The sequence below is a fragment of the Reyranella sp. GW821-FHT14A01 genome, assembly GCF_058803965.1.
Genome location: NZ_JBXAPM010000012.1, coordinates 30,759 through 54,299, shown reverse-complemented (window position 1 = coordinate 54,299; position 23,541 = coordinate 30,759). Strand labels below are relative to the sequence as shown.

Below are 23,541 nucleotides of genomic sequence, written 5' to 3'. Positions count from 1 at the left end.
TGCGCGCGGAACAAGCCGCGAAGCCTGCGCGTTTTCCAGCCGATGAGCATCGTCGAGGCCTTCGGCTGGACCATGGCCACCCAGTTCGAGCCGCACCAAAAAGGCTTCCTCTACCGTCAGGACCGCAAGGGGCCGCCGATCGTCGTGACGGTCGAGGAGCGCAACAGGTTCGTGCGGGCCTTCGGCTGGCAGTTCCTGGCCCATGTCGCGGGTTTCATGCTGGCGGTGATCGCGGCCGCCATGCTGACGGCGCGCTTTTATCCGCAAGGTGACGAGACCGGCGGCTTCTTCCTGATGGGCGGCCTGCTGGCCGGAATCGGCGTGGCGCTTTACCTGTCCATCAAATGGGCGATGCACGCCCCGACGCGTGCCTTGGCCTGCCGCGCGCGTAATGGGGCTGCCGGTTCATCCGAGTGAAGCGCTTCTCCACCACTGTCTTCAGTCTGTAACGGAAACGTCGCACGGACGACGCTTGCGGCCGGTACCGAGCGTCCGGTGGGAAAGGGTGGCCGGATGCTGCGACTGGAAGGCGTTACGAAGAGCTTCGGTGGCAAGCACGCTGTGGACAGCGTTTCGCTGGTCGTGCCCGCCGGCCAGCTCGTCGGCGTGATCGGCCGTTCCGGGGCTGGCAAGTCGACCCTCCTGCGCATGATCAATCGCCTGGGCGATCCGACCTCGGGCCGCATCCTGTTCGGCGACACCGACGTCACGGCCCTGCGCGGCCGGCCGCTACGCGCCTGGCGCGCCCGCTGCGCCATGATCTTCCAGCAGTTCAATCTCGCCGGCCGCCTCGACGTGCTGACCAACGTCATGATGGGCCGCGCCTTCCACCTGCCGGCGACCCGGGCGCTCCTGAAGATGTGGAGCGACGACGAGAAGGCCCAGGCCCTGTCGGCGCTCGAAAGCCTCGACATGGCGCGGATGGCCGGCCAGCGCGCCGAGACCCTGTCCGGCGGCCAGCAGCAGCGGGTCGCGATCGCCCGCGCGCTGATCCAGCAGCCCGACATCGTCCTTGCCGACGAGCCCATCGCCTCGCTCGACCCGCGCAACACCAAGGTGGTGATGGACGCGCTGCAGCACATCAACAAGCATCTCGGCATCACCGTGATGTGCAACCTCCACAGCCTCGACCTGGCGCGCGGCTATTGCGACCGGCTGGTCGGCATGGCCGGCGGCCGGGTCGTGTTCGACGACGTGCCGGCTGCCCTCACCGAGGCGACCGCCCGCGAGCTCTACGGGCTCGAAGCCGGTGACGTCATGGGCCATGGCGCCCCGGCTCCCGTCCCCGTGCCGGCCGGCCTGCAGCCCGGTCTCGCGGCTGCCGGTTCCTGACGTTCAGATGATCCCTCTTCATCCAAGGAGAACACGCATGCTTACCCGCCGTCACGCCCTGGGCACTGCCCTCGCTGCCTCGTCCGTTGCTCTCGCCGGGGGCGCCCGCGCCCAGTCCTGGAAGAGCGCCTATCCCGAACTCGTCTTCGCCGTCATCCCGGCCGAGAACGCGTCCGGCGTCACCGAGCGCTTTGGCCCGTTCGTCGAATACCTGTCGCAGACGCTGGGCACCAAGGTGACCCTGCGCGTCGCCAACGACTATGCCGCGGTCATCGAAGGCCAGCGCAACGGCTCGATCCACATCGCGGGCTACGGCCCGGCCTCCTACGCCCGCGCCATCGTGACCGGCGTCAAGGTCGAGCCCTTCGTCACCACCGTGAACAATGACGGCACGATCGGCTACTACTCGGTCTTCTACGTGCGCGCCGACAGCCCCTACAAGACGATCGACGATCTCAAGGGCAAGAACCTCGGCCTCGTCGACCCGAACTCGACCTCGGGCAACAACGTCCCGCGCTTCGCGCTGAACAAGCTGAACCTCAACCCCGAGACCTTCTTCGCCCGCGTGACCTACACCGGCAGCCACGAGAATGCGGTGATCGCGCTGCAGCAGAAGACGGTCGACGTCGCCGCCAACTGGTGGAATGCCGAGAACGACTCGAACCTGACGCGCATGGTCTCCAAGGGCCTGGCCAAGCAGGAAGACTTCCGCATCATCTACAAGTCGGACCTGATCCCGAACTCGCCCTACGCCTATCTCGCCAGCCTGCCGGCCGACCTGAAGGCGGCGATCACCAAGGCGTTCATGGAATCGCCGACCAAGGCCAAGGCGGCGTTCGACAAGCTGTCCGACGGCAAGGACCGCGAGTTCAAGGCGGTCGACGCGCAGTACTACGAGCCCGTCGTCGAACTCATCAAGTTCATCGACCAGCTCCGCAAGCAGAAGAGCTGATCGGTACCTGACGGCTCCTTGAGCCCGTCCAGCCCGTGAGCTCGACAGTCGTCCGGCTGCCCGAGGCGCAGTTGAGGCCGCTGATGGCGGCCTACGACGCCTCGGTCCGCAGCCGCCGCGGACGCACGCTGCTCTTCACGGCGTGCGTCGTGGCCGCCATGGTGCTGGCCTCGATCTCGGCCGAGGTGGCCCCGGTCAAGTTCTTCGAGAACATCCACCGGTTCCCGAGCTACATCATCCGCCTGTTCTTTCTCGAGAACGGCCAGCCGGTCTGGACGGATTTCGGGGAGTGGTTCTGGGGCCTGAAACGCTGGCTGCGGCTGCTCGGCGAAACCTTGCTGATGGCCTATGTCGGCACGCTCCTGGGGGCGCTGGCGGCATTCTGTCTCTCCTTCCTGGCGGCGGCCAATGTCGCGCCCGGCCGCTGGCTGCGCCTCGTCACGCGCCGCTTCTGCGAGCTCTGCCGCACCGTGCCGGAACTGGTCTTCGCCCTGCTGTTCGTCATCGCCTTCGGCCTTGGGCCGATGGCCGGCGTGCTGGCGGTGGCCATCCATACGCTGGGCGCGCTCGGCAAGCTGTTCGCCGAGGTCGTCGAGAACATCGACATGAAGCCGGTCGAGGGCGTGTCGTCGACGGGCGCGCCGTGGCATGTCGCGATGCGCTTCGGCGCGCTGCCGCAGGTCCTGTCGAACTTCACCAGCTACACGCTGCTGCGCTTCGAGATCAACGTGCGCGGCGCTGCCGTCATGGGCTTCGTCGGCGCCGGCGGCATCGGCCAGGACCTGATCGAGGCTATCCGCAAGTTCTACTACTCCGACGTCTCGGCGATCCTGGTGATGATCCTGCTCACCGTGGCGATCATCGACAGCCTGACCTCAATGTTGCGTCATCGCTTGATCGGCCTCGAGGGGAAGCACTGATGGAAGCCGTGCGCGCGCGCTATCCCGAGCATTTCAAGCGCTGGAGCCATCAGCGCTTCGTGATGGTCGGCGTCGCCGTTGCCCTGCTTGCGCTGCTGTTGTTCGGCATGGGCGAGCTGGGCTTCTTCGACGGCAAGCTGCTGGCCGGCATGGGCCGCCTGTTCGAGATCGCCGGGCTGATGCTGCCGCCCGACCCGGGCTCGTGGGCGCATGCAAGGGCCTATGGCATGGCGCTGATCGAGACCGTGGCCATCGCGCTGCTCGGGACCTTGTCGGCGGCGGTCCTCGCTTTGCCGGTCGGCCTGCTGGCGGCGCGCAACGTCACCGCCCAGCGCATCGTCCGCTTCTTCGCCCGACGCTCGCTCGACACGATCCGCAGCGTCGACATCCTCATCTGGGCACTGATCTGGATCAACGTCGTGGGCCTCGGCCCCTTCGCCGGGGCGCTCGCCATCATGACCGCCGACATCGGCAGCTTCGGCAAGCTCTTCTCCGAGGCCATCGAGGCCGCTGACCGCAAGCCGGTCGAAGGCATCGCCTCGACCGGCGGCAGCCATTTCATGGGCATCCGCTTCGGCATCCTGCCCGAGGTCTTCCCGGTGCTGGCGAGCCAGGTCCTCTACTATTTCGAGTCCAATACGCGTTCGGCCACCATCATCGGCATCGTCGGTGCGGGCGGCATCGGCCTGCATCTCGCCGAGGCGATCCGCACGCTGGAGCTGCAGCAGACCTCGTTCATCATCCTGATGATCCTGGTGACGGTCGCCGCCATCGACGTCGTCTCCAGCCAGCTTCGCTTCGCCATGATCGGCCGCCGCGCAGGGATAGGTAAATGAGCGATCCGTCCACCGAACTGCCCCGCTATGCCCTCTACTATGCACCGCGTGCGGAAGAGGCGCTTGCCGTGGCCGCCAGCCGATGGCTCGGCCGTAACCCGGACTCCGGTGAGGCGCGGGACATCGTGCCGGTCGGCGGCGTCTCCCATGAGCGGCTGTCGGAGATCGTGGCCGATCCGCGGCTCTACGGCTTCCACGGCACGCTGAAGCCGCCGATCGCCCTGGTCGAGGGCGCGACCGAGCGCGACTTCCTCGATGCCGTCGGCACGCTCGCCGTGGCCGAACGCCAGATCGACGTGCCGGCGCTGGCCTTGGCCGAGGTGCAGGGCTTCCTGGCGCTGGTGCCGTCGGAGCGGTGCGCCGCGCTGCAGGATTTCTCGGATCGCTGCGTCGTGGAGTTCGACGAGTTCCGCCGCCCGGCCGACGAGGCCGAGCTGGCCCGCCGCCGCGCGCCCGGCCTGACCCAGCGGCAGGAGGATCTGCTGCTGCGCTGGGGCTATCCCTATATCCTCGAGCAGGGAAGCTTCCACCTGACCCTCACCGGGCGGATCAAGGACGCGCGCGAACGCGGCGTGGTCCTGGACGAGCTGCGCCGGCGCTTCATGGCCTTCGTCGAGCGGCCGCTGGCGGTGCGCGATCTTTGTGTCTTCCGTCAACCGGCGCCGGGCCGGCCCTTCACCGTGCTGGCGCGGTTCAGGCTCGGCGGAGGGCGGCGTCTGGCCACTCAAGTCTGGCGAGCAGCCTGACGAAGGAAGCGGCCGCGTCGTCGAGCGTGCCGTCGTTGACGATCGTCACAAGGCGCGGATCGTCGATCTCGTAGGCATCGGCACGCTGAAGTCGCTCCGCCGCCTCGATGGAAGATTCGCGGCCGCGACCGGCGAGGCGCTGCTTCAGACGTTCGGCGGGGGCCGTGATCAGCACGGGCCGCGCCTGCGAATCGAGGCCGCCGGTCCGCAGGAAATGGTCGCGTGAGCCGCTCACCACGACGGTCATGCCGGCCGCCCGCCAGTCGTGGATCTCGCGGCCGACGCCGTAGTCGTTGCCATGGGCGTGCCAGTGATAGGCGAGCAGGCCGTAGGCCCGCCGCAGGGCGAACTCCGCGCGCGTCACCGCGACATGGTTCTCGCCGCCGATGTCGGCCGGCCGGGTGATGTAGCGGTGGGCGAACACCACGGGCGCTTCGGGTGGCAACAGGGCCCGTGCGCGTCCGAGGACGGAGTCCTTGCCGGCGCCGGAAGGACCCATGACGTAGACCAGCGAGCCTTCCATCACGGTCTCCCGGCTCAGACGACGCGTTCGCCCTCGCGCCACACGGCGCGCACGACGGCCGCGCCGTCGACGGTGCGCACGCGCACCAGGTCGGCCCGGCGTTCGGGAGCGATCTCGCCGCGGTCGCCAAGGCCGACGGCGCGCGCCGGATTGAGCGTCGCCAGCCGCACCGCCTGCGGCAGCGAGATGCCGATGCCGGACGAGGGTAGCTTGAACACGCTCTCCATCAGGCTCGCCGGCACGTAGTCCGACGACAGGATGTCGACATGGCCGGCGCGCAGCAGGTCGATGGCGGCGATGTTGCCGGAGTGCGAGCCGCCCAGCACGAGGTTGGGCGCGCCGACCAGGACGGCGAGGCCGGCCTCGGCCGAGGCCTGGGCCGCTTCGCGCGTGGTCGGGAATTCGGCGATGGTCATGCCGTTGGCGACGGCTTCCTGGACGTGCCCATGGGTGGCATCGTCATGGCTGGCGATCGGCAGGGCGCGGGCCTGGGCGCGGCTCACGATCTCGCTGCGATGCCGGACGGCATTGCGATGATGCAGCTCGGTGACGCGGGCCGAGAATTCCTCGAACTGCGCGTCGGTCATCGAATACTTGCCCTTGTAGTACTGCTTCAGCTTCTCCGGATCGAGGAACTGGCGCTGGCCGGGCGTATGATCGTTGATCGATACGAGGCCGACCAGCGGCAGGTCGATCCATTTGTCGACCGCCTCGACGGCATCGTCGGCGGTGATCTCGCAGCGCAGGTGGATGCGATGCTCGGCGCGCATCATGCGCCGGTCGCTGGCGACACAGACCGCCTCGATCATGCGCTCGCGGTTCTGCACGCGGTCCGACGTGCCATGGACGTCGCCCAGCGCCAGCGAGTCGAACACCGTCGTGATGCCGGCGGCGCTGACCTGGGTGTCGTGTGCCATGACCGCCGAGACGCTCGGCCATTTCACGCCCGGTCGCGGCGCGAAGTGCTTCTCCATGTTGTCGGTATGCAGCTCGACCAGGCCGGGCAGGAGATACTCGCCCTCGAGGTCGATGGCGCCGGGTGCGTGCGACAGTTCGGTGGCGATCTCGGCGATCTTTCCGTCGCGCACGACGACGGTGCCGTCGAACTCGGCATCGGCGGTGACCACACGGGCGTTGGTCAGGATGATCTCGTGACTCATGGGGCAACTCCAGCCGGCTGGGCGGGGGGAACGACCTCGTGGACCCGCGTCGCGACCGCGTCGCGCACATCGGTGTCGTGGAAGATGCCGACGATGGCGGCACCGGCGTCGCGGCGCTGGCAGATGAGTTCGACCACACCGTCGCGGTTGGCGGTGTCGAGCGAGGCCGTCGGTTCGTCGAGCAGCAGGATCGGATAGTCGACGATCAGCGAGCGGGCGATGTTCACCCTCTGTTGCTCGCCGCCCGAGAAGGTCGCGGGCGGCAGCGCCCACAGCCGGGCGGGGATGCCGAGCATGCCCAACAGGAACTCCGCTTTGTGTCTCGCCTCGAGCGCGTCGGTGCCGCGCCTGCGCAGCGGTTCGGCGACGAGATCGACGGCGGAGACGCGCGGGATCACGCGCAGGAACTGGCTGACGAAGCCCATGGTCCGGTGACGCACGTCGAGCACGGTGCGCGGCTCGGCGCCGACCAGCTCGGTCCATTCCTCGTCCTGGCGCACGCGGATCGAGCCCGCATCGGCGCGATAGTTGCCGTAGAGCGAGCGCAGCAGCGTGCTCTTGCCGGCGCCCGAGGGGCCGACCAGCGCCAGGCATTCGCCCGGCGACACGGCCAACGACACGTCGCGCAGTACGGGGAGCGCCAGGTCGCCCTGGGCATGGACGATGAAGGATTTGGCGAGGCCGCAGACGCGGAGGGCGGGCTGGGAGGACATCATGGCTTGAGTCACACCGGCAGGATCGAGGCGACGAGCATCTGGGTGTAGGCGTGCTGCGGATCGTCGAGCACCTGGTCGGTCAGGCCCTGCTCCACCACCGTGCCGCCCTGCATCACCATCAGCCGATGCGTCAGCAGCCGCGCCACGCCGAGATCGTGGGTCACCAGCACCGCCGACAGGTGCAGCCCTTCGACGAGGCTGCGCAGCAGGTCGAGGATGCGGGCCTGCACCGAGACGTCGAGGCCGCCGGTCGGCTCGTCCATGAAAACGAGGCGCGGATTGCTCACGAGGTTGCGGGCGATCTGCAGGCGCTGGCGCATGCCGCCGGAATAGGTGGTCGGCCGGTCGTCGAGCCGGTCGGCATCGATCTCGACCCGCGCCATCCAGTCGGCGGCCTGGCCGCGGATCTCGCCATAGTGGCGCGCGCCCACTGCCATCAGCCGCTCGCCGATGTTTGCGCCGGCACTGACGCCCATGCGCAGGCCCTCGCGCGCGTCCTGGTTCACGAAGCCCCATTCGGTCCGCGCCAGCAGCCGGCGGCGCGCCTCGGACAGGCGATGCACGTCCACGGTGCCGTCGGACCGCGTCTCGTAGGCGACGGAGCCGCCGTCGGGCACGAGCCGTCCGGCCAGGCAATTGAGCAAGGTCGTCTTGCCCGAGCCCGATTCGCCCACGATGCCCAGCACCTCGCCGGGCCACAGGTCGAAGCTCACGTCGCGGCAGGCGATGCGGCCGCCGAAGCGCTTGGTGACGTCGCGGGCGGAGAGGAGCGGAACGCTCATCGCCGGCTCTCGCAATAATCGGTGTCGGAGCAGACGAACAGGCGCTTGCCGGCATCGTCGACGATCATCTCGTCGAGGAAGCTCTCCTTCGAGCCGCAGAGCGCGCAGCATTCGCTCCAGGTCTCGATCTCGAAGGGATGGTCGTCGAAGTCGAGGCTCTTCACCGGCGTGTGCGGCGGCACGGCATAGATGCGCTTCTCGCGGCCGGCGCCATAGAGCTGCAGCGCGGGGCTGCGGTCGAGCTTGGGATTGTCGAACTTCGGGATCGGCGAGGGGCTCATGATGTAGCGCCCGTTCACCATCACCGGGTAGTTGTAGGTCTTGGCGATGCGGCCATGGCGGGCGATGCTCTCATAGAGGCTCACCTGCATGACGCCGTATTCGGACAGCGCATGCAGGGTCCGCGTCTCGGTCTCGCGTGGCTCCAGCATGCGCAGCGGCTCGGGAATCGGCACCTGGAAGACCAGGATCTGGCCATCGCTGAGCGGCGTCTCGGGCACGCGATGCCGCGTCTGGATGATGGTGGCTTCGTCGGTGTGCGTGGTCGTGGCCACGTCGGCCACCTTGGCGAAGAAGCGGCGGATCGAGACGGCGTTGGTCGTGTCGTCGGCGCCCTGGTCGATCACCTTCAGCGTATCGTCGCGGCCGATGATGGCCGCGGTCACCTGGATGCCGCCGGTGCCCCAGCCATAGGGCAGCGGCATCTCGCGGCCGCCGAACGGCACCTGATAACCCGGCACCGCCACCGCCTTCAGGATGGCGCGGCGGATCATCCGCTTCGTCTGCTCGTCGAGATAGGCGTAGTTGTAGGCGCCGTCTTCGGGAGCGGTGGTCGGCTGCATGGTGTCGGGCATGGCCTTACTCCGCCGCCTGGCTGAGCGCGGCCTGCTCGCGGCGCTTCTCGACCTCGGCGCGCAGCATGCGCACCACCACGAGTTCGGACTGGAAATCGACATAGTGCGGCAGCTTGAGGTGCTGCACGAAGCCCGAGCCCTCGACATTGTCGCTATGGGCCAGCACGAACTCCTCGTCCTGGGCGGGCGAGGTCGCGGCCTCGCCCAACTCGTCGGCCCGCAGGGCGCGATCGACCAGCGCCATGGCCATTGCCTTGCGCTCGGCATGGCCGAACGCCAGGCCGTAGCCGCGCGTGAACTGCGGCGGCACGTCGTGCGAGCCCGCGAACTGGTTGACCATGTCGCACTCGGTCACTTCGATCTCGCCGATCTCGATGGCGAAGCCCAGCTCCTCCGGCACGAACGACACCGGCACATGGCCGTAGCGGATCTCGCCGACGAAGGGATGGTTGTTGCCGTAGCCGCGCTGCGTCGAATAGCCGAGCGCCAGCAGGAAGCCCTCGTCGCCGCGCGCGAGGTTCTGCAGGCGCAGCGGCCGGCTGGCCGGCAGCACCAGCGGCTGGCGCGTCAGGTCGCCCGCTTCTTCCGCGGTGGCCGGCGGCGGCGGTTCGAGCAGGCCGTCGCGCTGCAGGATATCGCCGACCCTCGGCAGGGCATTGGCGGCGTCGGCCGGCGCCGTCGGCGCATCGGGCCGCTCACCCGAGGCGGCCAGCGAGAAGTCGAGCAGGCGGTGGGTATAGTCATAGGTCGGCCCCAGGACCTGGCCACCCGGCACGTCCTTGAAGGTCGAGGAGATGCGGCGCTCCGCGACCATGCGGGTGGTGTCGAGCGGCTCCGACGCCCCGAAGCGCGGCAGGGTGGTGCGATAGGCGCGCAGCAGGAAGATCGCTTCGATGAGATCGCCGCGCGCCTGCTTGATCGCCAGGGCCGCGAGGCTGCGGTCGTAGCAGGATCCTTCCGTCATGACGCGATCGACGGCAAGGCCGAGCTGCTGGTCGATCTGCTCCAGCGACAGCTCGGCGACGTCGCGGTCGCCGCGGCGCTTGTTGGCCACGAGATCGAGCGAATGGGCGATGGCGGTCTCGCCGCCCTTGACCGCGACATACATGGTCAGGCCTCCACGGCGACGCTGCGTGGCAGCGCAAGGAGTCGGGTTCCCGAGGTGAAGACCAGGTCGACGCCGCAGGGGAAGAGGGCGTGGTTGTTGGCCCAGGCCGGCCAGAAGTCGCGGCCCAGTCCCTCGACGGCGACACTTGCTTCGCCGGCGATGCCGGGACCGCGCCAGAGATAGGCGGGCCCGCCGTCGAGCGACGGCACCTCGACCACCAGCGTGGCCGCGCGGTCGGGATAGGTGTCGGTGCCGATGGCGAAGCCGGCAAAGGGATCGTCGCCGCCGGCCGTGATCACCGCGAAGGTGGCGGCATCGCGCGCGTCGACGATCGGGGCGCCGGCATGGAAGCGCAGGAAGTCGCGGATCTCCTGCGTGTCCAGTCCGGCCTCGAGCCAGAGCGGCGTCTCGCGGTCGGCGAAGGTCAGCAGGAAGGCGACGGCCGCCGGGCTGAGCGTGCCGGGTCCGGCCGGCGCGTCGCGCAGCTCGACGATGCGGCCGGGATGGGAGAAGGCATCGAGCACGCCGCGGAACAGGCGCTGCGCGTCGTGCGACGGATCGGCGAGGCCCGGCGCGAGGGACGTGGTGATGCTCATGTGCCGGCCTCGCGGGCGACGGTGAAGAAATCCACCTTGGTGGCGGCGGCGCGCGCGGCGATCAGGCGATGACGCGCGGCCGCTTCGTCGGCGAGCGGTGCCACGATCCCGGTTTCCAGTCTGTCCGTCCATTCGGTGCGCAGGCCCAGCGCATCGATGACGGCGACGATCTCGGCATGCCGGGCATCGCGGCCGCCGACATAGCCGAAGCCCATTTCACCGGTTTCGAGTCGTACCGCGGCGCGCGTCACCGTCATCTCGCCGGCGCAGAATGGCGCGCCCGTGCCGGAGATGCGCCCCTGGACCATGACGAGGCCGATCTCGGGTTTGCGCAGGACGACATGGGACGGCGTCGGGCCGATCGCTTGCCACAGCATCTGGAGGCGGGGGCCGGGCGCTTTCGCAAGAACGGAAAGCCACCGGCGGCGGCGCTCGATGGAAGGGTTGGCGGACATGGGCACCCGTGAAAGGAGGCGCACCATCCGCAGGCTTCGTTACGGTTCGAAGGGAGCGGCGTTAAGTTCGTGTGACGGTCGGTGAGTGAGCGTCGCCGACTTAACTCATTGAAAAGTATGGATTAATTATTCGAGTCGGAGTTTCATTCCCGATGAAATGGGCTCTCCGTCACAGGATTGTAATATATCCGTCATAGGAGAGAGACGTACGGCTTCTAGATGACGGGCGCTTCGAAATTCATACGAAGGAGAAACCCCCGTGAACCTTACCAAGATCGTCCTCGCGACAGCCTTCGCGCTGTCCCCGGCCGCCGCTTACGCCATCGACATTTCCGGCGCCGGCGCGACCTTCCCGTACCCGATCTATGCCAAGTGGGCCGACAGCTACAAGAAGGAGACCGGCAATGGTCTCAACTACCAGTCGATCGGCTCGGGCGGCGGCATCAAGCAGATCAAGGCCAAGACCGTGACCTTCGGCGCCACCGATGCGCCGCTGACGGGCAAGGAGCTCGACGAGTCGGGCCTCGCTCAGTTCCCGATGGTGATGGGCGCGATCGTTCCGGTCGTGAACCTCGACGGCATCAAGCCGGGCGAACTGACGCTCGACGGCCCGACCGTCGCCAAGATCTACCTCGGCGAGGTCAAGAACTGGGATGATCCGGCGATCGCCAAGCTGAACCCGAACGCCAAGCTGCCGAAGCAGGCGATCGTGCCGGTGCGTCGTTCGGACGGGTCGGGCACGACCTACAACTTCGCCTACTACCTGGCCGAGGTGAGCCCGGACTGGAAGACGAAGGTCGGCGTCAGCACGGCGCTGCAGTGGCCGGTGGGCATCGGCGCCAAGGGCAACGAAGGCGTTGCCGGCAACGTGGCGCAGACCAAGGGCTCGATCGGCTATGTCGAGTACGCCTACGCCAAGCAGAACAAGCTGATCCACACCAAGATGGTCAACAAGGCCGGCAAGACGGTCGAGCCGACCTCGGCCACCTTCCAGGCCGCCGCCGCCAACGCCGACTGGAAGTCCCAGCCCGGCTACGGCGTGATCCTCGCCAACCAGCCCGGCGACCAGTCCTGGCCGATGACGGCCGCGACCTGGATCCTGCTCTACAAGAAGCCGGAGAAGCCCGCCGAGACCGCCGAAGCGCTGAAGTTCTTCGCCTGGTCCTACGCCAAGGGTGGCAAGTCGGCCGAGGAACTCGACTACGTGCCGATGCCGGCCAACGTCGTGGCCGACATCCAGAAGATGTGGCAGGCCGACGTCAAGGGCGCCGACGGCAAGCCGCTCTACTCGCCGACCAACTAAGACTGCGACTGCGATGGGGCGGGTGAAAACACCCGCCCCTCACTCTTGGGGAAGAGAATGGCTTCGGGGGAACCGAACGTGAGTGAAGTTGCAATAAAGGGCGCCAGTGCGCCGGCAGCGGTATCGGCTTCGCGGGCGGCCGTCCTGAGAAAGCTGCGCCTGACCGACATGATTTTCCACGGGCTGACGCGCGGCGCCTCGCTCGCCGTGCTTGCCCTGCTGAGCGGCGTCATCATCGCCCTCATCATCGGTGCGGCGCCCGCGCTCGGCACCTTCGGCTTCGGCTTCCTGTTCGACGAATCGTGGAACCCGGTGACCGAGCGGTTCGGCGCCCTGGCGCCGATCTTCGGCACCCTGGTCACCTCGTTCATCGCCATGCTGATCGCGGTACCGGTCGGCCTGATGGTCGCCTTCTTCCTCACCGAGCTCTGCCCGAAGATGCTGCGGCGCCCGATCGGCATCGCCATCGAGCTGCTGGCCGGCATCCCCAGCATCATCTACGGCATCTGGGGCCTGTTCGTGTTCGCGCCGTTTCTGCAGCAATACGTGCAGCCTCTCTTCATCGATACCTTCGCCAACGTGCCGATCCTGTCGACGCTGTTCGCGGGCCCGCCGTACGGCATCGGCATGTTCACCGCCGGCCTGATCCTGGCGATCATGGTGCTGCCCTTCGTGACCTCGATCTCGCGCGACGTGTTCGACGCGGTGCCGCCGGTCCTCAAGGAAGCCGCCTACGGTGTCGGCTGCACGACCTGGGAAGTGTTCCGCTATGTCGTCCTGCCGTTCACGCGCGTGGGCGTCATCGGCGGCTTCATGCTGGGCCTCGGCCGTGCGCTGGGCGAGACGATGGCCGTCACCTTCGTGATCGGCAACGCCCATCACGTCTCGGCCTCGCTGTTCGCGCCCGGCACCACGATCTCGGCGTCGATCGCCAACGAATTCACCGAGGCGGTGGGCGATCTCTACACCTCGTCGCTGATCGCCCTCGGCCTCATCCTCTTCTTCATCACCTTCATCGTGCTGGCGATCGCGCGCTACATGCTGCTGCGCCTCCAGCAGCAGGGGAAGTAACGTCATGGCCACCACCGCATCCAAGACGGCTGCCATGGACAGCCCCCTTTACGCCGGCCGCCGCCGCCGCAATACCATCGCCACGGGCCTGGCGTACGCCGCCACGGCCTTCGGCCTGGGCTGGCTGGTACTCATCCTCGGCGTGCTGCTCTACCAGGGCATTGGCGGCCTCTCGCTCGCCGTGTTCACCGAGAACACGCCGCCCCCGGGCGCCGCGGGCGGTCTGCTCAACGCGATCATGGGCAGCATCGTGATGACCGTGCTGGCGGTGCTGATCGGCACGCCGATCGGCATCCTGGCCGGCACCTACCTCGCGGAATACGGCCGTCACGACAAGCTGTCGAGCGTCGTGCGCTTCATCAACGACATCCTGCTCAGCGCGCCGTCGATCGTGATCGGCCTGTTCGTCTACGAGATCCTGGTGGCGCCGATGGGTCACTTCTCGGGATGGGCGGGCGCCGTTGCGCTGGCGGTGATCGTCATCCCGGTTGTCGTCCGCACGACCGAGGACATGCTCACGCTGGTGCCCGATACGCTGCGCGAGGCGGCCGCCTCGATCGGCCTGCCGCGGGCCCACATGATCGTCCGCATCGCCTATCGTGCGGCGCAGGCGGGCATCGTCACCGGCATCCTCCTGGCCATCGCCCGTATCAGCGGCGAGACCGCGCCGCTCCTGTTCACCGCGCTGAACAACCAGTTCTTCAGCATGAACATGAGCGCGCCGATGCCCAGCCTGCCGGTGGTCATCTTCCAGTTCGCCCTGTCGCCCTATGCCGAATGGCAGAAGCTCGCCTGGACCGGCGCGCTCCTGATCACTGTCACCGTTCTGGGACTCAGCGTCCTGGCCCGTTCGCTCACCTCTGCGAGGAAGTCCTAATGTCCATGCAATCCACGGACGGCCCCAGCGTCGCCGTTCCCGTCGCCACCCACGCCAAGCTCGACGTCTCGAAGCTCACGCCCAAGATCTCGATCAAGAACCTCGAGTTCTTCTACGGCGACAGCCGGGCGCTCAAGGGCATCACCATGTCGCTCTACGCCAACAAGGCGACGGCGTTCATCGGACCGTCGGGCTGCGGCAAGTCGACCCTGCTGCGCATCCTGAACCGCATGTACGACCTCTACCCAGGCCAGAAGGCCACCGGCGACGTGATGTTCGACGGCGACAATCTCCTGCGCGAAGGCCAGGATATCAACCTGCTGCGCGCCCGCATCGGCATGGTGTTCCAGAAGCCGACGCCGTTTCCGATGTCGATCTACGAGAACATCGCCTTCGGCGTCCGCCTCTACGAGAACCTGCCCAAGTCGGAACTCGACGGCCGGGTCGAGCATGCCCTGCGTCGCGGCGCCCTGTGGGACGAGGTCAAGGACAAGCTGAACGCCAGCGGCCTCAGCCTGTCGGGCGGCCAGCAGCAGCGTCTTTGCATCGCCCGCACCGTGGCGGTGAAGCCCGAAGTCATCCTGTTCGACGAGCCGTGCTCGGCGCTCGATCCGATCTCGACGGCGAAGATCGAGGAACTGATCGACGAGCTGAAGCAGGACTACACGATCGTCATCGTGACGCACAACATGCAGCAGGCCGCCCGCGTTTCCGACTTCACCGCCTTCATGTACCTGGGCGAACTGGTCGAGTTCGGTGCAACGGCCACGCTGTTCACCACCCCGACCGACAAGCGCACCCAGGCCTACATCACCGGCCGCTTCGGCTGAGCCGGCACGACAAAGAGAAGAAGGGACAGATCATGCCCGAGCATACCCTGAAGCGCTTCGACGAGGAGCTGGAACGGCTGAGCGCCACGATCAGCGAGATGGGCGGCCTGGCCGAGAGCCAGCTCGCGCAATCGCTGCGGGCCCTGCGCGAGCGCGACTCGGAGATCGCCGAGAAGGTGATCATCGACGATGCCCGTGTCGACGCGCTCGATGTGGCGGTGCAGGAACAGACCGTACGGCTCCTGGCCCTGCGCCAGCCGATGGCGGTCGACCTGCGTGTCATACTCTCGTCGATCAAGATCGCGGCGGCGCTCGAGCGCATCGCCGACTACGCCAAGAACACCGCCAAGCGCACCATCGTGCTGAGCCAGGGCAATGCGCCGGTCTCGGCGGTGAACGGCATCGAACGGCTTGGCCGTCTGGTACGGGCCGCGCTCAAGGACGTGCTCGACGCCTTCGCCAATGGCGACGTGGTCAAGGCCCACGACGTGTGGGAGCGCGACGAGGAGATCGACCAGGTCTACACCGGCCTGTTCCGCGAGCTGCTCACCTACATGATGGAGGATCCGCGCACGATCACCGCGTGCACGCACCTCATGTTCATGGCCAAGAACATCGAGCGCGCCGGCGACCACGTCACCAACATCGCCGAGCTGGTGAGCTTCCGCACGACCGGCCACGGCTTCGACGAGGCCCGTCCCAAGGGCAGCGCGGCAATGTATGCAGCGAGTGAAACGCCGTGAGTATGGTTGTGGCTACCAGTCCTTCGCGTCGCGACGCACAGACCTCATCGATGAAGCCGCAGGTGCTGATCGTCGAGGACGAAACGGCTCTGGTCGAGCTGCTGCGCTACAATCTCGAACAGTCGGGCTTCAAGGTCGCCGTCGCCTATGACGGCGAGGAGGCGCTGCGCTCGGTGCAGGAGGACGTTCCCGACCTCATCCTGCTCGACTGGATGCTGCCCCTGATGTCGGGCATCGAGGTCTGCCGCCAGCTGCGCCGCCAGACGTCGACCGCCAACGTGCCGATCATCATGCTGACGGCGCGCGGCGAGGAGGGCGATCGCGTGCGCGGCCTCGACGCCGGCGCCGACGACTACGTGCCCAAGCCCTTCTCGCCCACCGAGCTGGTGGCGCGCATCCGCGCCGTCCTGCGGCGCATCCGCCCGGCGCTGGCCGACGAGGCGCTGTCCTATGCCGACATCGTCATGGACCTGGTGGCGCATCGCGTGACGCGCGGCGGCAAGCCGCTCCATCTCGGCCCCACCGAGTTCCGCCTGCTGCGCCATTTCATGGAGCATCCCGGTCGCGTCTTCTCGCGCGAGCAGCTCCTCGATTCGGTGTGGGGCAAGGACGTCTATGTCGAGGCCCGCACCGTCGACGTCCACATCCGCCGCCTGCGCATCGCGCTGAACGGCGAGAGCCACGCCGACGTGATCCGCACCGTCCGCGCCGCCGGCTACGCGCTCGACTCGACGCCGAGCTGACCCCCGCCCCTCTTCTGCCGTTTCCCCTTGCCTGAAGGCAGGGGAATTGGCCCACAGGGCCGCTGGGTTTTCCACATTATCAGTCATGGTTCCGTAGCCTCGAGCCCCTAGGAAGGGTGCGCCCATTCCCGGCCGGCATCCCACGCCCCGCTTCCGGAATGGGCCGGTTCCCCCGGCTCGGGCACGATACCCGCAGCCGATTTACTGACCCCTCCTTCCGTCAGGAAGGAGGGGTTTCTTTTTGTGCCGATCGCCAGAGCCAGAGCAGCAACATCAGGCCCGGGATCGCCAGCAGCGTGGTCAGCATCCAGAACGTGGTCCAGCCGGTTTCTGCCGCCATCCAGCCGCCGCCCGCCGACAGGGTGGTGCGGCCGAACGCCATCAACGAAGTCAGCAAGGCATATTGAGTGCCCGCCATGCCGGTGGTGCAGAGGCTCGACAGGTAGCCGATGAAGGCGACGCCGCCCAACGCGCCGGTGAAATTGTCGGCGCTGATCGCGATGGTGAGGACGAAGAGATCGTGGCCGACCTGGGCCTGCCAGGAGAACAGGAGATTTGTCACCGCTTGCAGGATGCCGGCGACGAGCAGCGACTTGAACAGGCCGTAGCGCGCCACCATGACGCCACCGATCAGTCCGCCCAGGATGGTTGCCGCAACGCCGAAGCTCTTGGTGACTCCGAATATCTCCGGGCCGGTGAAGCCCAGCGCATTGTAGAACGGCCGTGCCATCGTGCCGCCCAGCGCATCGCCGTATTTGTAGAGCAGCGCAAACAACAGGATGATCACCCAGCCGCGATAGGCGAGGAACTCGGCGAACGGCCGGATGACCGCTTCCTTGATCCAGGCATTGGCCGAGTGGAGACGCGGGCGCAGCGCCTTGGGTTCCTCGGCAAAGAGCGTCGTGGCAACGCCGACGAGAATCAGCACGGCGATCAGGCTGAGCACGGTCGACCAGGGCAGGAAGCTGGGCAACAGCAGCGCCATGGCATCGACGATCCAGAGCGCAATCCGATAACCGAGCTGGGTCGTTGCCGAGCCGGCGCCCTGTTCGTCGTCGTTCAGGATCTCGATGCGATAGGCGTCGACCGCGATGTCCTGGGTTGCGGAGAAGAAGGCGACGGCCACGGCAGCCAAGGCGGTGGTCCAAGGCGCGTTGACCGGATCGCTGAAGGCCATGCCGAGCGTCGACAGGAAGATGCCGACCTGGGCCAGGAGCATCCAGCTTCGCCGGCGGCCGAGCAGGCGGTCGAGCACCGGCAGCGGCATCTGGTCGACGAGTGGCGCCCACGCGAACTTGAAGGCGTAAGGCGTGCCGACGAGGGCGAAAAATCCAATCGTCGTGAGATCGACGCCGACCTTGGCCATCCAGTAGGTCAGCACTGAAAGCGTCAGCAGCAGAGGCATGCCGCTGGAGAAGCCCATCAGCAGGATGATGAGCTGGCGGCGGTCGCGATAGACCTCGGCCGCCTTGAGCCAGCGACCCCAGGTCGACTGGCTGCTCTGGCCCAGGCTCAAATCAGCGCCTTCAGCGCCTGCTCGGGCCGCGCGCCGACATGGGAGATGACCTCGGCCGCGGCGATGCCGCCCAGCCGCGCGCATTCGGCCAGCGACTTGCCATGGGTGAAGCCGAACAGGAAGCCCGCGGCGTAGAGATCGCCGGCGCCGGTCGTGTCGACGACCTTCGAGACGGGAGCCGCCGGGACTTCATAGGTCTCGCTGCCCTTGATCACGACCGAGCCCTTCTCGCTGCGCGTGAGGGCGGCGATCTTCGCCTCCTTGCGTGTGGCCGCGAGCGCTTCCTCGAAGGTCTCGACCTCGTAGAGCGCTTTGATCTCGGCCTCGTTGCCGAACAGGATGTCGACCTTGTCGCGGATCAGGTCGCGGAACTCGTCGCGATAGCGATGGACGCAGAAGGAATCCGAGAGCGTGATCGAGACCTTGCGGCCGGCGGCGCGGGCGGCGTCGAAGGCCTTGAGCACCGCCTGCTTGGCAGCCGGCGCATCCCAGAGATAGCCTTCGACATAGGTGACCTGCGCGGAGGCGACGAGCTTGGTGTCGATGTCGGCCGGCCCGAGGCCCGTGCAGGCGCCGAGATAGGTATTCATGGTGCGCTGGGCGTCGGGCGTCACCAGGATCAGGCAGCGCGCCGTCGCCGGACCCTCGGTCGCAGCCGGCGTGGCGAAGGACACGCCGGTCGCCTTGAGGTCGTGGCCGAAGACCTTGCCCAGCTGGTCGTTGCGCACCTTGCCGATATAGGCGCCCTTGCCGCCGAACGAGGCGATGCCGGCCATCGTGTTGCCGCAGGAGCCGCCCGATACTTCGACACCGGGACCCATGCCCTCGTAGAGTTGCTCGGCACGGGCTTCGTCGATCAGCATCATGCTGCCCTTCACCAGGCCATGCTTGCCGAGGAAGGCTTCGTCGGAGCGCGAGATGACGTCGACGATGGCGTTGCCGATTCCCAGCACGTCGAAGGGCACGGATGTCATGAAGTCTCCCACAGGATCACAGTGATACCAGGTGCATGCCCGGCTTGGTCTCTTCCAGCAAGGTCACGATGCCGGCGACCGTGAACGGGACGTCGGCCCGCAGGCTCGCACGATCGATGTCGAGCGACCGCAGGCCCATTTCGCACACGATCACGCGCGCGCCAAGCTCGATACAGGCTTGCAGCAAGGTCTCGAAGTCGCCGACGCCGCGCGCCCGGTTTGCCGCGTCGCGATCCCAGTCGCGAAGGGGCGGGGGCGGGCCCTGCAGGGCGCGGATGCCGCCCATGGTGAAGAACAGAACGGCTGGCTTGTTGACGGCCAGCGCGGCCGCCGCGAGCGCCAGGCCGTAATGGGCGCTCTCGTAATCGTCGGAGCGCAGGATGACGGAGACGCCGCCTTCGCTCATGCGCCTGCTCCCGCAGAGGTGCCGCAGGTCGGGCAATCGGGTCGCTTGGTGACCGCCAGCGTCTCGAACGAGGCATTGAGCGCGTCGTACATCAGGAGCGAGCCCGAGAGCGAGCGGCCGACCCCCAGGATCTCCTTCACCACCTCGGTGGCCTGCAGCGTGCCCAGCGTGCCGGCCAGCGCCCCCAGGACGCCGGCCTGCGCGCAGCTCGGCACGGCCTCTTCCGAAGGGGCCTCGGGAAACAGGCAGCGCAGGCAGGGATGGCCCGCGCCCTGCCAGGCCTTGTAGGTCGAGATCTGGCCGTCGAAGCGCAGGATGGCCGCAGCGACCAGCGTCTTGCGCAGGCGGAAGCAGGAATCGTTCAGCAGGTAGCGCGTGGCGAAGTTGTCGCTGCCGTCGGCCACGATGTCGTAGGCGGCGAGGATGCGGTCGGCATTCTCCGCCGTGAGGCGCTCGTCATGCGCCTGCACCTGCACTTCGGGATTGATGTCATGCAGCGCGCGCCGTGCGCTTTCGACCTTGGAAACGCCCACGTCGGACGTGCGGTGAATCACCTGGCGCTGCAGGTTGGAAAGATCGACCGTGTCGTGGTCGATCACGCCCAAGGTGCCGATTCCGGCCGCCGCGAGATACTGCAGGAGGGGTGCGCCGAGGCCGCCGGCGCCGACCACCAGGACCTTCGCCGCGATCAGCCGCGACTGGCCGATGCCGCCAATCTCCGCCAGCACGATATGTCGCGCGTAGCGGCGGATCTGCGTTTCCGACAGGTCAGGCAGCGATGTCATGGTCCGCTTATAGCATGGTGAGATGCCATGGATGCCTGTAGAGCCATCGCGCAATGAACACCACAACTCGTCCGACGCTGACGCCGCTCCTCCTCGCGGTGCTCGCGCTGCTGTCGGCCTTCACCCCGCTTTCGATCGACATGTACCTGCCGGCCCTGCCGGTGATCGCAGTCGATCTCCGATCCTCGGTCGGCGACATTCAGCTCACCTTGTCGGCCTTCATGATCGCCTTCGGCGTGGGCCAGGTCTTCTATGGCCCGGCGGGCGACCGGTTCGGCCGCCGCCCGGTCATCCTGATCGGCCTGGTGATCTACATGCTGGCGAGCATCGGTTGTGCGTTTGCCGCGGAGGCAGGCCATCTCATCGCCCTTCGTTTCCTGCAGGGCCTCGCCGCCTGCGGTGGCGTCGTGCTGGCGCGCACGATGGTCCGCGACCTTGCCGAAAAGGATCACGCCGCGCGCGCCATGTCGCTCATGATGGCCTGCACCTCGATCGCGCCGATGCTGGCGCCGGTGATCGGTGGCCAGGTGATGTGGTTTGCCGGCTGGCGCACCATCTTCTGGGTGCTGGCGTCCGCCGGCGTGATCGCCTTCGTCGTCGCCTGGTTCCACCTGCCCGAGACGCTGAAGCCGGAGTATCGCCAGCCGCTGGTCTTCACCCAGATCCTGAAGCGGTTCGGCGAGCTGCTGACCACGCGCACCTTCATCGGCTACGCCCTGACCTCGTCCTTCATGTTCGCCGCCCTGTTCTCATACATCTCGGGGTCGCCGTTCGTCTTCATCGAGCGCTACGGGATCTCGCCCCGCTTCTACGGCGTGGTGTTCGGCGGCATGGTGGTCTTCATGACCATCGGCAGCCTGCTCAATGCGCGGTTCGTGCGCCTCCTCGGAGCCGGGCGCATCCTGCGCTTCGCGGTGATCGTGCCGGCGGTGTCCGGCGCGGCGGCGATGGTCATGGGCTGGATCGAGGCGCGCTACGGCACGATCGGCCTGTGGCCCTTCCTGGTCTGCCTGGTCTTCCAGATCGCGACGCTGAGCCTGATCGCGCCCAATTCGACGGCGATGGCGATGCAACGTTACCCGCACATGGCGGGCACGGCGTCGTCGCTGATGGGCGTCATGACGTTCGGCGCCGGCGCGATCTTCGGCGCCATCGTCGGCCAGACCTTCGACGGCACCATCGCGCCGATGACGACCGCGATGGGCATCGCCGGCATCCTCTGCCTCGTTTCCCACCGCGCGCTGGTGCGGCGGGGCTGACGAGTTAGCGCCGCAAATCGATCGTCAGGAGATCGCCGCGGTCGTTGCCGACGGCCAGCTTGAAACCATCCGGCGACCAGGCGAGGCAGGTGATCGCCGCGCCATCGGCCATCTTCAGCACGACCGAGCGCCTGGTCCTGATGTCGCCGAGCTGGAGTTCACCCGAATCGTAGCCGCCGGCCACGAACTCGGCGGAAGGATGAGCGGCGACCACCGTCATGAGGCCGGCGCCCTCGTCGCCGAACTGCAGCGGCGGTTTGCCTTCGGGGCCCTTGCCGGAGAAGGGCCAGGCCGTGAAGACCGGCTGCGAGGAGGTGTAGAGGAAGCGCGCGTCGGCGGTCCACGACAGCGACTTCACCTTGGCGGGATAGCCCTGCATGCGCATGTCGGTGGCCTGCGCCACGCGCCAGACATGGATGTCGTTTTCCTGCGTGCCCGTCGCGATGAACTTGCCGTCGGTGCTCCAGCGCAACGCCACGTGGCTGCCCTGCCAGGCGAAGCGGCGCGGCGGCAGAACGACTTCCTTGCTCAGGCTCCACACCGTGATGCCGCCGTAATGCGCGCAGGCGACCCGGCTGCCGTCCTTGCTGAAGTCGAGACCCGCCACCGTGCTCGGGTGCGGGCCGAATTCGCGGACCTCGCCGTCGCGCAACAGGAACATGTTCCTGGCCGAAGAGGCGGCGACCGCGCCGGTCTTGTGGGCGACGAGATGCTCGATCCACTTGCCCTTCTGCGCCAGCAGCTCCGTCGCCGAACCGTCGGCGGCGATGCGCAGCACACGTCCATCGTCGCCGCCGCTCACGAAGCCATCGCTTGTTGGATCGCCGACCAGCGACAGCACGACGCCGTTGTGAACGGGTGGCGCCGCGTCGGGCGCCGGCGCCGCGATGTCGGCGGGCAGGAGACGGACCTGGCCGTCGCCCAGCGCGAAGGCGACGGTCGTGCCGTCCTTGTTGAAGGCGCAGGCGGCGACGGGTGCGTCGGTCGCGACGGAACGGGCCGGCGGCAGGGTCTGCTGCCAGGCCGGGTTGGCGAGATCGATCTTCACGGTGTTACTTCAGGCACTCTTCGAAGCCGCGCTGCAGGTTGTCGCCGTCGAGGTTGCGGCCGATGAAGACCAGCTTGCTCGACCGCTTGTCGCCATCCTTCCAGAGCGTGCCCCAGGCGCTGTCCATCATCATGTGGACGCCCTGGTAGACGTAGCGGCGCGGCGCGCCGTCGATGGCGAGGATGCCCTTGCTGCGGAAGATGTCGGCGCCCTTGATCTGCAGCAGCGCGCCCATCCACTTCTGGAACTTGTCGGGATCGACCGGCCGGTCGGCGGTGATCGACAGGCTCCTGACCTCGTCCTCGTGATGATGGTCGTGGCCGCTGTGCAGGAAGTCGGGCTCGAACTCGAGGATGCGGCCGAGGTCGAACGCGCCCTTGTCGAGGATCGCATCGAGCTCGATCTGGCTCTTCTGCGTGTGGAAGATGCGGGCGTAGCGGTTGATGCCACGGATCTTGTCCTCGACCTTCTTGAGCTCGTCGGGGCTCACCAGGTCGGTCTTGTTGAGCAGGATCACGTCGGCGAAGGCCACCTGCTGCTCGGCCTCGCTGCCCTGCTCGAGCTGGCCGAAGAAGTGCTTGGCGTCGATGACCGTGACGATGGCGTCGAGGCGCGTCTTGGCCTTGACGTCGTCGTCGGTGAAGAAGGTCTGCGCGACGGGGCCGGGATCGGCGAGGCCGGTCGTCTCGACCAGGATGCCGTCGAACTTGTCCTTGCGCTTCATCAGCCCTTCGATGATGCGGATCAGGTCGCCGCGCACGGTGCAGCAGATGCAGCCGTTGTTCATCTCGAACACTTCCTCGTCGGCATTCACCACGAGGTCGTTGTCGATGCCCAGCTCGCCGAATTCATTCACGATGACGGCGTATTTCTTGCCGTGCTGCTCGCTCAGGATCCGGTTGAGAAGCGTGGTCTTGCCGGCGCCGAGATAGCCGGTGAGCACGGTGACGGGCACTTGCGCCGATGTCTGAGGGCTGGCCATGTGAAGGTCCTTGAAAATTGGCCC

At 67.3% G+C, this 23,541-nt stretch carries 27 protein-coding genes; 13 read left to right on the top strand and 14 right to left on the bottom strand.

Annotation, left to right across the window (positions count from 1 at the left end; translation table 11 throughout):
• The first annotated feature begins 42 nt into the window (after positions 1–42).
• The 6 genes from AC1ROX_RS21380 to AC1ROX_RS21355 all read left to right on the top strand — a co-directional run bounded on the left by AC1ROX_RS21380 (position 43) and on the right by AC1ROX_RS21355 (position 4,786).
• Positions 43–417 (top strand): hypothetical protein, encoded by a 375-nt coding sequence (locus AC1ROX_RS21380; RefSeq protein WP_493128877.1) that lies wholly within the window; start codon positions 43–45, stop codon positions 415–417.
• Positions 418–513: 96 nt separating this feature from the next.
• Positions 514–1,332, top strand: a complete 819-nt coding sequence (gene phnC / locus AC1ROX_RS21375; RefSeq protein WP_493128875.1) for a phosphonate ABC transporter ATP-binding protein — start codon at positions 514–516, stop codon at positions 1,330–1,332.
• A gap of 37 nt (positions 1,333–1,369) precedes the next feature.
• A complete protein-coding gene (gene phnD / locus AC1ROX_RS21370; protein WP_493128873.1) occupies positions 1,370–2,284 on the top strand; it encodes a phosphonate ABC transporter substrate-binding protein in 915 nt (304 codons plus the stop codon).
• 35 nt (positions 2,285–2,319) lie between these two features.
• Positions 2,320–3,204, top strand: a complete 885-nt coding sequence (gene phnE / locus AC1ROX_RS21365) for a phosphonate ABC transporter, permease protein PhnE (RefSeq protein WP_493128871.1) — start codon at positions 2,320–2,322, stop codon at positions 3,202–3,204.
• Positions 3,204–4,040: a phosphonate ABC transporter, permease protein PhnE gene (phnE, locus tag AC1ROX_RS21360; RefSeq protein WP_493128869.1), complete on the top strand. Its 837-nt coding sequence runs from the start codon at positions 3,204–3,206 to the stop codon at positions 4,038–4,040. The genes phnE (AC1ROX_RS21365) and phnE (AC1ROX_RS21360) overlap by 1 nt, the downstream gene beginning before the upstream one ends.
• Positions 4,037–4,786 (top strand): DUF1045 domain-containing protein, encoded by a 750-nt coding sequence (locus tag AC1ROX_RS21355; RefSeq protein WP_493128867.1) that lies wholly within the window; start codon positions 4,037–4,039, stop codon positions 4,784–4,786. Before phnE (AC1ROX_RS21360) ends, AC1ROX_RS21355 begins: the two co-directional genes overlap by 4 nt.
• On the opposite strand, the gene phnN is transcribed toward AC1ROX_RS21355, so the two are convergent.
• From phnN to phnG, 8 genes are read right to left on the bottom strand one after another with little or no spacing between them, the layout of a single operon-like run.
• Entirely contained in the window at positions 4,734–5,309 is a 576-nt protein-coding gene (gene phnN, locus AC1ROX_RS21350) for a phosphonate metabolism protein/1,5-bisphosphokinase (PRPP-forming) PhnN (RefSeq protein ID WP_493128865.1), read from the bottom strand. The two genes, AC1ROX_RS21355 and phnN, sit on opposite strands and share 53 nt — an antisense overlap.
• Positions 5,310–5,323: 14 nt before the next feature.
• Positions 5,324–6,469, bottom strand: a complete 1,146-nt coding sequence (locus AC1ROX_RS21345; protein WP_493128864.1) for an alpha-D-ribose 1-methylphosphonate 5-triphosphate diphosphatase — start codon at positions 6,467–6,469, stop codon at positions 5,324–5,326.
• The gene (phnL, locus tag AC1ROX_RS21340) at positions 6,466–7,182 is read right to left on the bottom strand and encodes a phosphonate C-P lyase system protein PhnL (RefSeq protein ID WP_493129302.1); all 717 of its coding nucleotides are present in this window, start codon (positions 7,180–7,182) and stop codon (positions 6,466–6,468) included. Before phnL ends, AC1ROX_RS21345 begins: the two co-directional genes overlap by 4 nt.
• 11 nt (positions 7,183–7,193) lie before the next feature.
• Positions 7,194–7,967, bottom strand: a complete 774-nt coding sequence (phnK, locus tag AC1ROX_RS21335) for a phosphonate C-P lyase system protein PhnK (protein ID WP_493128862.1) — start codon at positions 7,965–7,967, stop codon at positions 7,194–7,196.
• On the bottom strand, positions 7,964–8,821 hold the full coding sequence (locus AC1ROX_RS21330) for an alpha-D-ribose 1-methylphosphonate 5-phosphate C-P-lyase PhnJ (RefSeq protein WP_493128860.1): 858 nt from the start codon (positions 8,819–8,821) through the stop codon (positions 7,964–7,966). Before AC1ROX_RS21330 ends, phnK begins: the two co-directional genes overlap by 4 nt.
• A gap of 4 nt (positions 8,822–8,825) precedes the next feature.
• Positions 8,826–9,929 carry a carbon-phosphorus lyase complex subunit gene (locus AC1ROX_RS21325; RefSeq protein ID WP_493128858.1) on the bottom strand — a complete coding sequence of 368 codons (1,104 nt, stop codon included), beginning with the start codon at positions 9,927–9,929 and terminating at the stop codon, positions 8,826–8,828.
• A 2-nt stretch (positions 9,930–9,931) separates the two neighbouring features.
• On the bottom strand, positions 9,932–10,525 hold the full coding sequence (gene phnH, locus AC1ROX_RS21320) for a phosphonate C-P lyase system protein PhnH (protein ID WP_493128856.1): 594 nt from the start codon (positions 10,523–10,525) through the stop codon (positions 9,932–9,934).
• Positions 10,522–10,980: a phosphonate C-P lyase system protein PhnG gene (phnG, locus tag AC1ROX_RS21315; RefSeq protein ID WP_493128854.1), complete on the bottom strand. Its 459-nt coding sequence runs from the start codon at positions 10,978–10,980 to the stop codon at positions 10,522–10,524. The genes phnH and phnG overlap by 4 nt, the downstream gene beginning before the upstream one ends.
• Positions 10,981–11,239: 259 nt before the next feature.
• Here phnG and pstS point away from each other — a divergent pair, with 259 nt between their 5' ends.
• From pstS to phoB, 6 genes are all read left to right on the top strand, one after another.
• A complete protein-coding gene (gene pstS, locus AC1ROX_RS21310; RefSeq protein WP_493128852.1) occupies positions 11,240–12,283 on the top strand; it encodes a phosphate ABC transporter substrate-binding protein PstS in 1,044 nt (347 codons plus the stop codon).
• A 168-nt stretch (positions 12,284–12,451) separates the two neighbouring features.
• The gene (pstC, locus tag AC1ROX_RS21305) at positions 12,452–13,354 is read left to right on the top strand and encodes a phosphate ABC transporter permease subunit PstC (RefSeq protein WP_493129301.1); all 903 of its coding nucleotides are present in this window, start codon (positions 12,452–12,454) and stop codon (positions 13,352–13,354) included.
• Between the two features lie 4 nt (positions 13,355–13,358).
• A complete protein-coding gene (gene pstA / locus AC1ROX_RS21300; RefSeq protein ID WP_493128850.1) occupies positions 13,359–14,231 on the top strand; it encodes a phosphate ABC transporter permease PstA in 873 nt (290 codons plus the stop codon).
• A gap of 5 nt (positions 14,232–14,236) precedes the next feature.
• A complete protein-coding gene (pstB, locus tag AC1ROX_RS21295; RefSeq protein WP_493129300.1) occupies positions 14,237–15,061 on the top strand; it encodes a phosphate ABC transporter ATP-binding protein PstB in 825 nt (274 codons plus the stop codon).
• 32 nt (positions 15,062–15,093) lie between these two features.
• Positions 15,094–15,804, top strand: a complete 711-nt coding sequence (phoU, locus tag AC1ROX_RS21290) for a phosphate signaling complex protein PhoU (protein WP_493128848.1) — start codon at positions 15,094–15,096, stop codon at positions 15,802–15,804.
• Between the two features lie 50 nt (positions 15,805–15,854).
• Positions 15,855–16,547 carry a phosphate regulon transcriptional regulator PhoB gene (phoB, locus tag AC1ROX_RS21285; protein ID WP_493129299.1) on the top strand — a complete coding sequence of 231 codons (693 nt, stop codon included), beginning with the start codon at positions 15,855–15,857 and terminating at the stop codon, positions 16,545–16,547.
• Between the two features lie 220 nt (positions 16,548–16,767).
• Here phoB and AC1ROX_RS21280 read toward each other — a convergent pair whose 3' ends face one another.
• The 4 genes from AC1ROX_RS21280 to AC1ROX_RS21265 are packed head-to-tail and all read right to left on the bottom strand — an operon-like array spanning position 16,768 to position 20,228.
• Positions 16,768–18,063: an AmpG family muropeptide MFS transporter gene (locus tag AC1ROX_RS21280; protein ID WP_493128847.1), complete on the bottom strand. Its 1,296-nt coding sequence runs from the start codon at positions 18,061–18,063 to the stop codon at positions 16,768–16,770.
• Positions 18,060–19,037 (bottom strand): adenosine kinase, encoded by a 978-nt coding sequence (locus AC1ROX_RS21275; RefSeq protein ID WP_493128845.1) that lies wholly within the window; start codon positions 19,035–19,037, stop codon positions 18,060–18,062. Before AC1ROX_RS21275 ends, AC1ROX_RS21280 begins: the two co-directional genes overlap by 4 nt.
• A gap of 16 nt (positions 19,038–19,053) precedes the next feature.
• Positions 19,054–19,443 carry a DsrE family protein gene (locus AC1ROX_RS21270; protein ID WP_493128843.1) on the bottom strand — a complete coding sequence of 130 codons (390 nt, stop codon included), beginning with the start codon at positions 19,441–19,443 and terminating at the stop codon, positions 19,054–19,056.
• Entirely contained in the window at positions 19,440–20,228 is a 789-nt protein-coding gene (locus AC1ROX_RS21265) for a HesA/MoeB/ThiF family protein (protein WP_493128841.1), read from the bottom strand. Before AC1ROX_RS21265 ends, AC1ROX_RS21270 begins: the two co-directional genes overlap by 4 nt.
• Before the next feature lie 53 nt (positions 20,229–20,281).
• Between AC1ROX_RS21265 and AC1ROX_RS21260 the strand changes: the two genes are divergently transcribed.
• A complete protein-coding gene (locus tag AC1ROX_RS21260; protein ID WP_493128839.1) occupies positions 20,282–21,487 on the top strand; it encodes a Bcr/CflA family multidrug efflux MFS transporter in 1,206 nt (401 codons plus the stop codon).
• 4 nt (positions 21,488–21,491) lie between these two features.
• Here AC1ROX_RS21260 and AC1ROX_RS21255 read toward each other — a convergent pair whose 3' ends face one another.
• The gene (locus AC1ROX_RS21255) at positions 21,492–22,535 is read right to left on the bottom strand and encodes a WD40 repeat domain-containing protein (RefSeq protein ID WP_493128837.1); all 1,044 of its coding nucleotides are present in this window, start codon (positions 22,533–22,535) and stop codon (positions 21,492–21,494) included.
• 4 nt (positions 22,536–22,539) lie between these two features.
• A complete protein-coding gene (locus AC1ROX_RS21250; protein WP_493128835.1) occupies positions 22,540–23,517 on the bottom strand; it encodes a CobW family GTP-binding protein in 978 nt (325 codons plus the stop codon).
• Between the last annotated feature and the right edge of the window lie 24 nt (positions 23,518–23,541).

Excerpts from the sequence above, each read along its gene's own strand:
- AC1ROX_RS21380 (WP_493128877.1), top strand. The coding sequence starts at position 43 with ATGAGCATCGTCGAGGCCTTCGGCTGGACCATGGCCACCCAGTTCGAG.
- phnC (WP_493128875.1), top strand. The coding sequence starts at position 514 with ATGCTGCGACTGGAAGGCGTTACGAAGAGCTTCGGTGGCAAGCACGCT.
- phnD (WP_493128873.1), top strand. The coding sequence starts at position 1,370 with ATGCTTACCCGCCGTCACGCCCTGGGCACTGCCCTCGCTGCCTCGTCC.
- phnE (WP_493128869.1), top strand. The coding sequence starts at position 3,204 with ATGGAAGCCGTGCGCGCGCGCTATCCCGAGCATTTCAAGCGCTGGAGC.
- AC1ROX_RS21355 (WP_493128867.1), top strand. The coding sequence starts at position 4,037 with ATGAGCGATCCGTCCACCGAACTGCCCCGCTATGCCCTCTACTATGCA.
- phnN (WP_493128865.1), bottom strand. The coding sequence starts at position 5,309 with ATGGAAGGCTCGCTGGTCTACGTCATGGGTCCTTCCGGCGCCGGCAAG.
- AC1ROX_RS21345 (WP_493128864.1), bottom strand. The coding sequence starts at position 6,469 with ATGAGTCACGAGATCATCCTGACCAACGCCCGTGTGGTCACCGCCGAT.
- phnL (WP_493129302.1), bottom strand. The coding sequence starts at position 7,182 with ATGTCCTCCCAGCCCGCCCTCCGCGTCTGCGGCCTCGCCAAATCCTTC.
- phnK (WP_493128862.1), bottom strand. The coding sequence starts at position 7,967 with ATGAGCGTTCCGCTCCTCTCCGCCCGCGACGTCACCAAGCGCTTCGGC.
- AC1ROX_RS21330 (WP_493128860.1), bottom strand. The coding sequence starts at position 8,821 with ATGCCCGACACCATGCAGCCGACCACCGCTCCCGAAGACGGCGCCTAC.
- AC1ROX_RS21325 (WP_493128858.1), bottom strand. The coding sequence starts at position 9,929 with ATGTATGTCGCGGTCAAGGGCGGCGAGACCGCCATCGCCCATTCGCTC.
- phnH (WP_493128856.1), bottom strand. The coding sequence starts at position 10,525 with ATGAGCATCACCACGTCCCTCGCGCCGGGCCTCGCCGATCCGTCGCAC.
- phnG (WP_493128854.1), bottom strand. The coding sequence starts at position 10,980 with ATGTCCGCCAACCCTTCCATCGAGCGCCGCCGCCGGTGGCTTTCCGTT.
- pstC (WP_493129301.1), top strand. The coding sequence starts at position 12,452 with ATGATTTTCCACGGGCTGACGCGCGGCGCCTCGCTCGCCGTGCTTGCC.
- pstA (WP_493128850.1), top strand. The coding sequence starts at position 13,359 with ATGGCCACCACCGCATCCAAGACGGCTGCCATGGACAGCCCCCTTTAC.
- pstB (WP_493129300.1), top strand. The coding sequence starts at position 14,237 with ATGCAATCCACGGACGGCCCCAGCGTCGCCGTTCCCGTCGCCACCCAC.
- phoU (WP_493128848.1), top strand. The coding sequence starts at position 15,094 with ATGCCCGAGCATACCCTGAAGCGCTTCGACGAGGAGCTGGAACGGCTG.
- phoB (WP_493129299.1), top strand. The coding sequence starts at position 15,855 with ATGAAGCCGCAGGTGCTGATCGTCGAGGACGAAACGGCTCTGGTCGAG.
- AC1ROX_RS21275 (WP_493128845.1), bottom strand. The coding sequence starts at position 19,037 with ATGACATCCGTGCCCTTCGACGTGCTGGGAATCGGCAACGCCATCGTC.
- AC1ROX_RS21270 (WP_493128843.1), bottom strand. The coding sequence starts at position 19,443 with ATGAGCGAAGGCGGCGTCTCCGTCATCCTGCGCTCCGACGATTACGAG.
- AC1ROX_RS21265 (WP_493128841.1), bottom strand. The coding sequence starts at position 20,228 with ATGACATCGCTGCCTGACCTGTCGGAAACGCAGATCCGCCGCTACGCG.
- AC1ROX_RS21260 (WP_493128839.1), top strand. The coding sequence starts at position 20,282 with ATGAACACCACAACTCGTCCGACGCTGACGCCGCTCCTCCTCGCGGTG.
- AC1ROX_RS21250 (WP_493128835.1), bottom strand. The coding sequence starts at position 23,517 with ATGGCCAGCCCTCAGACATCGGCGCAAGTGCCCGTCACCGTGCTCACC.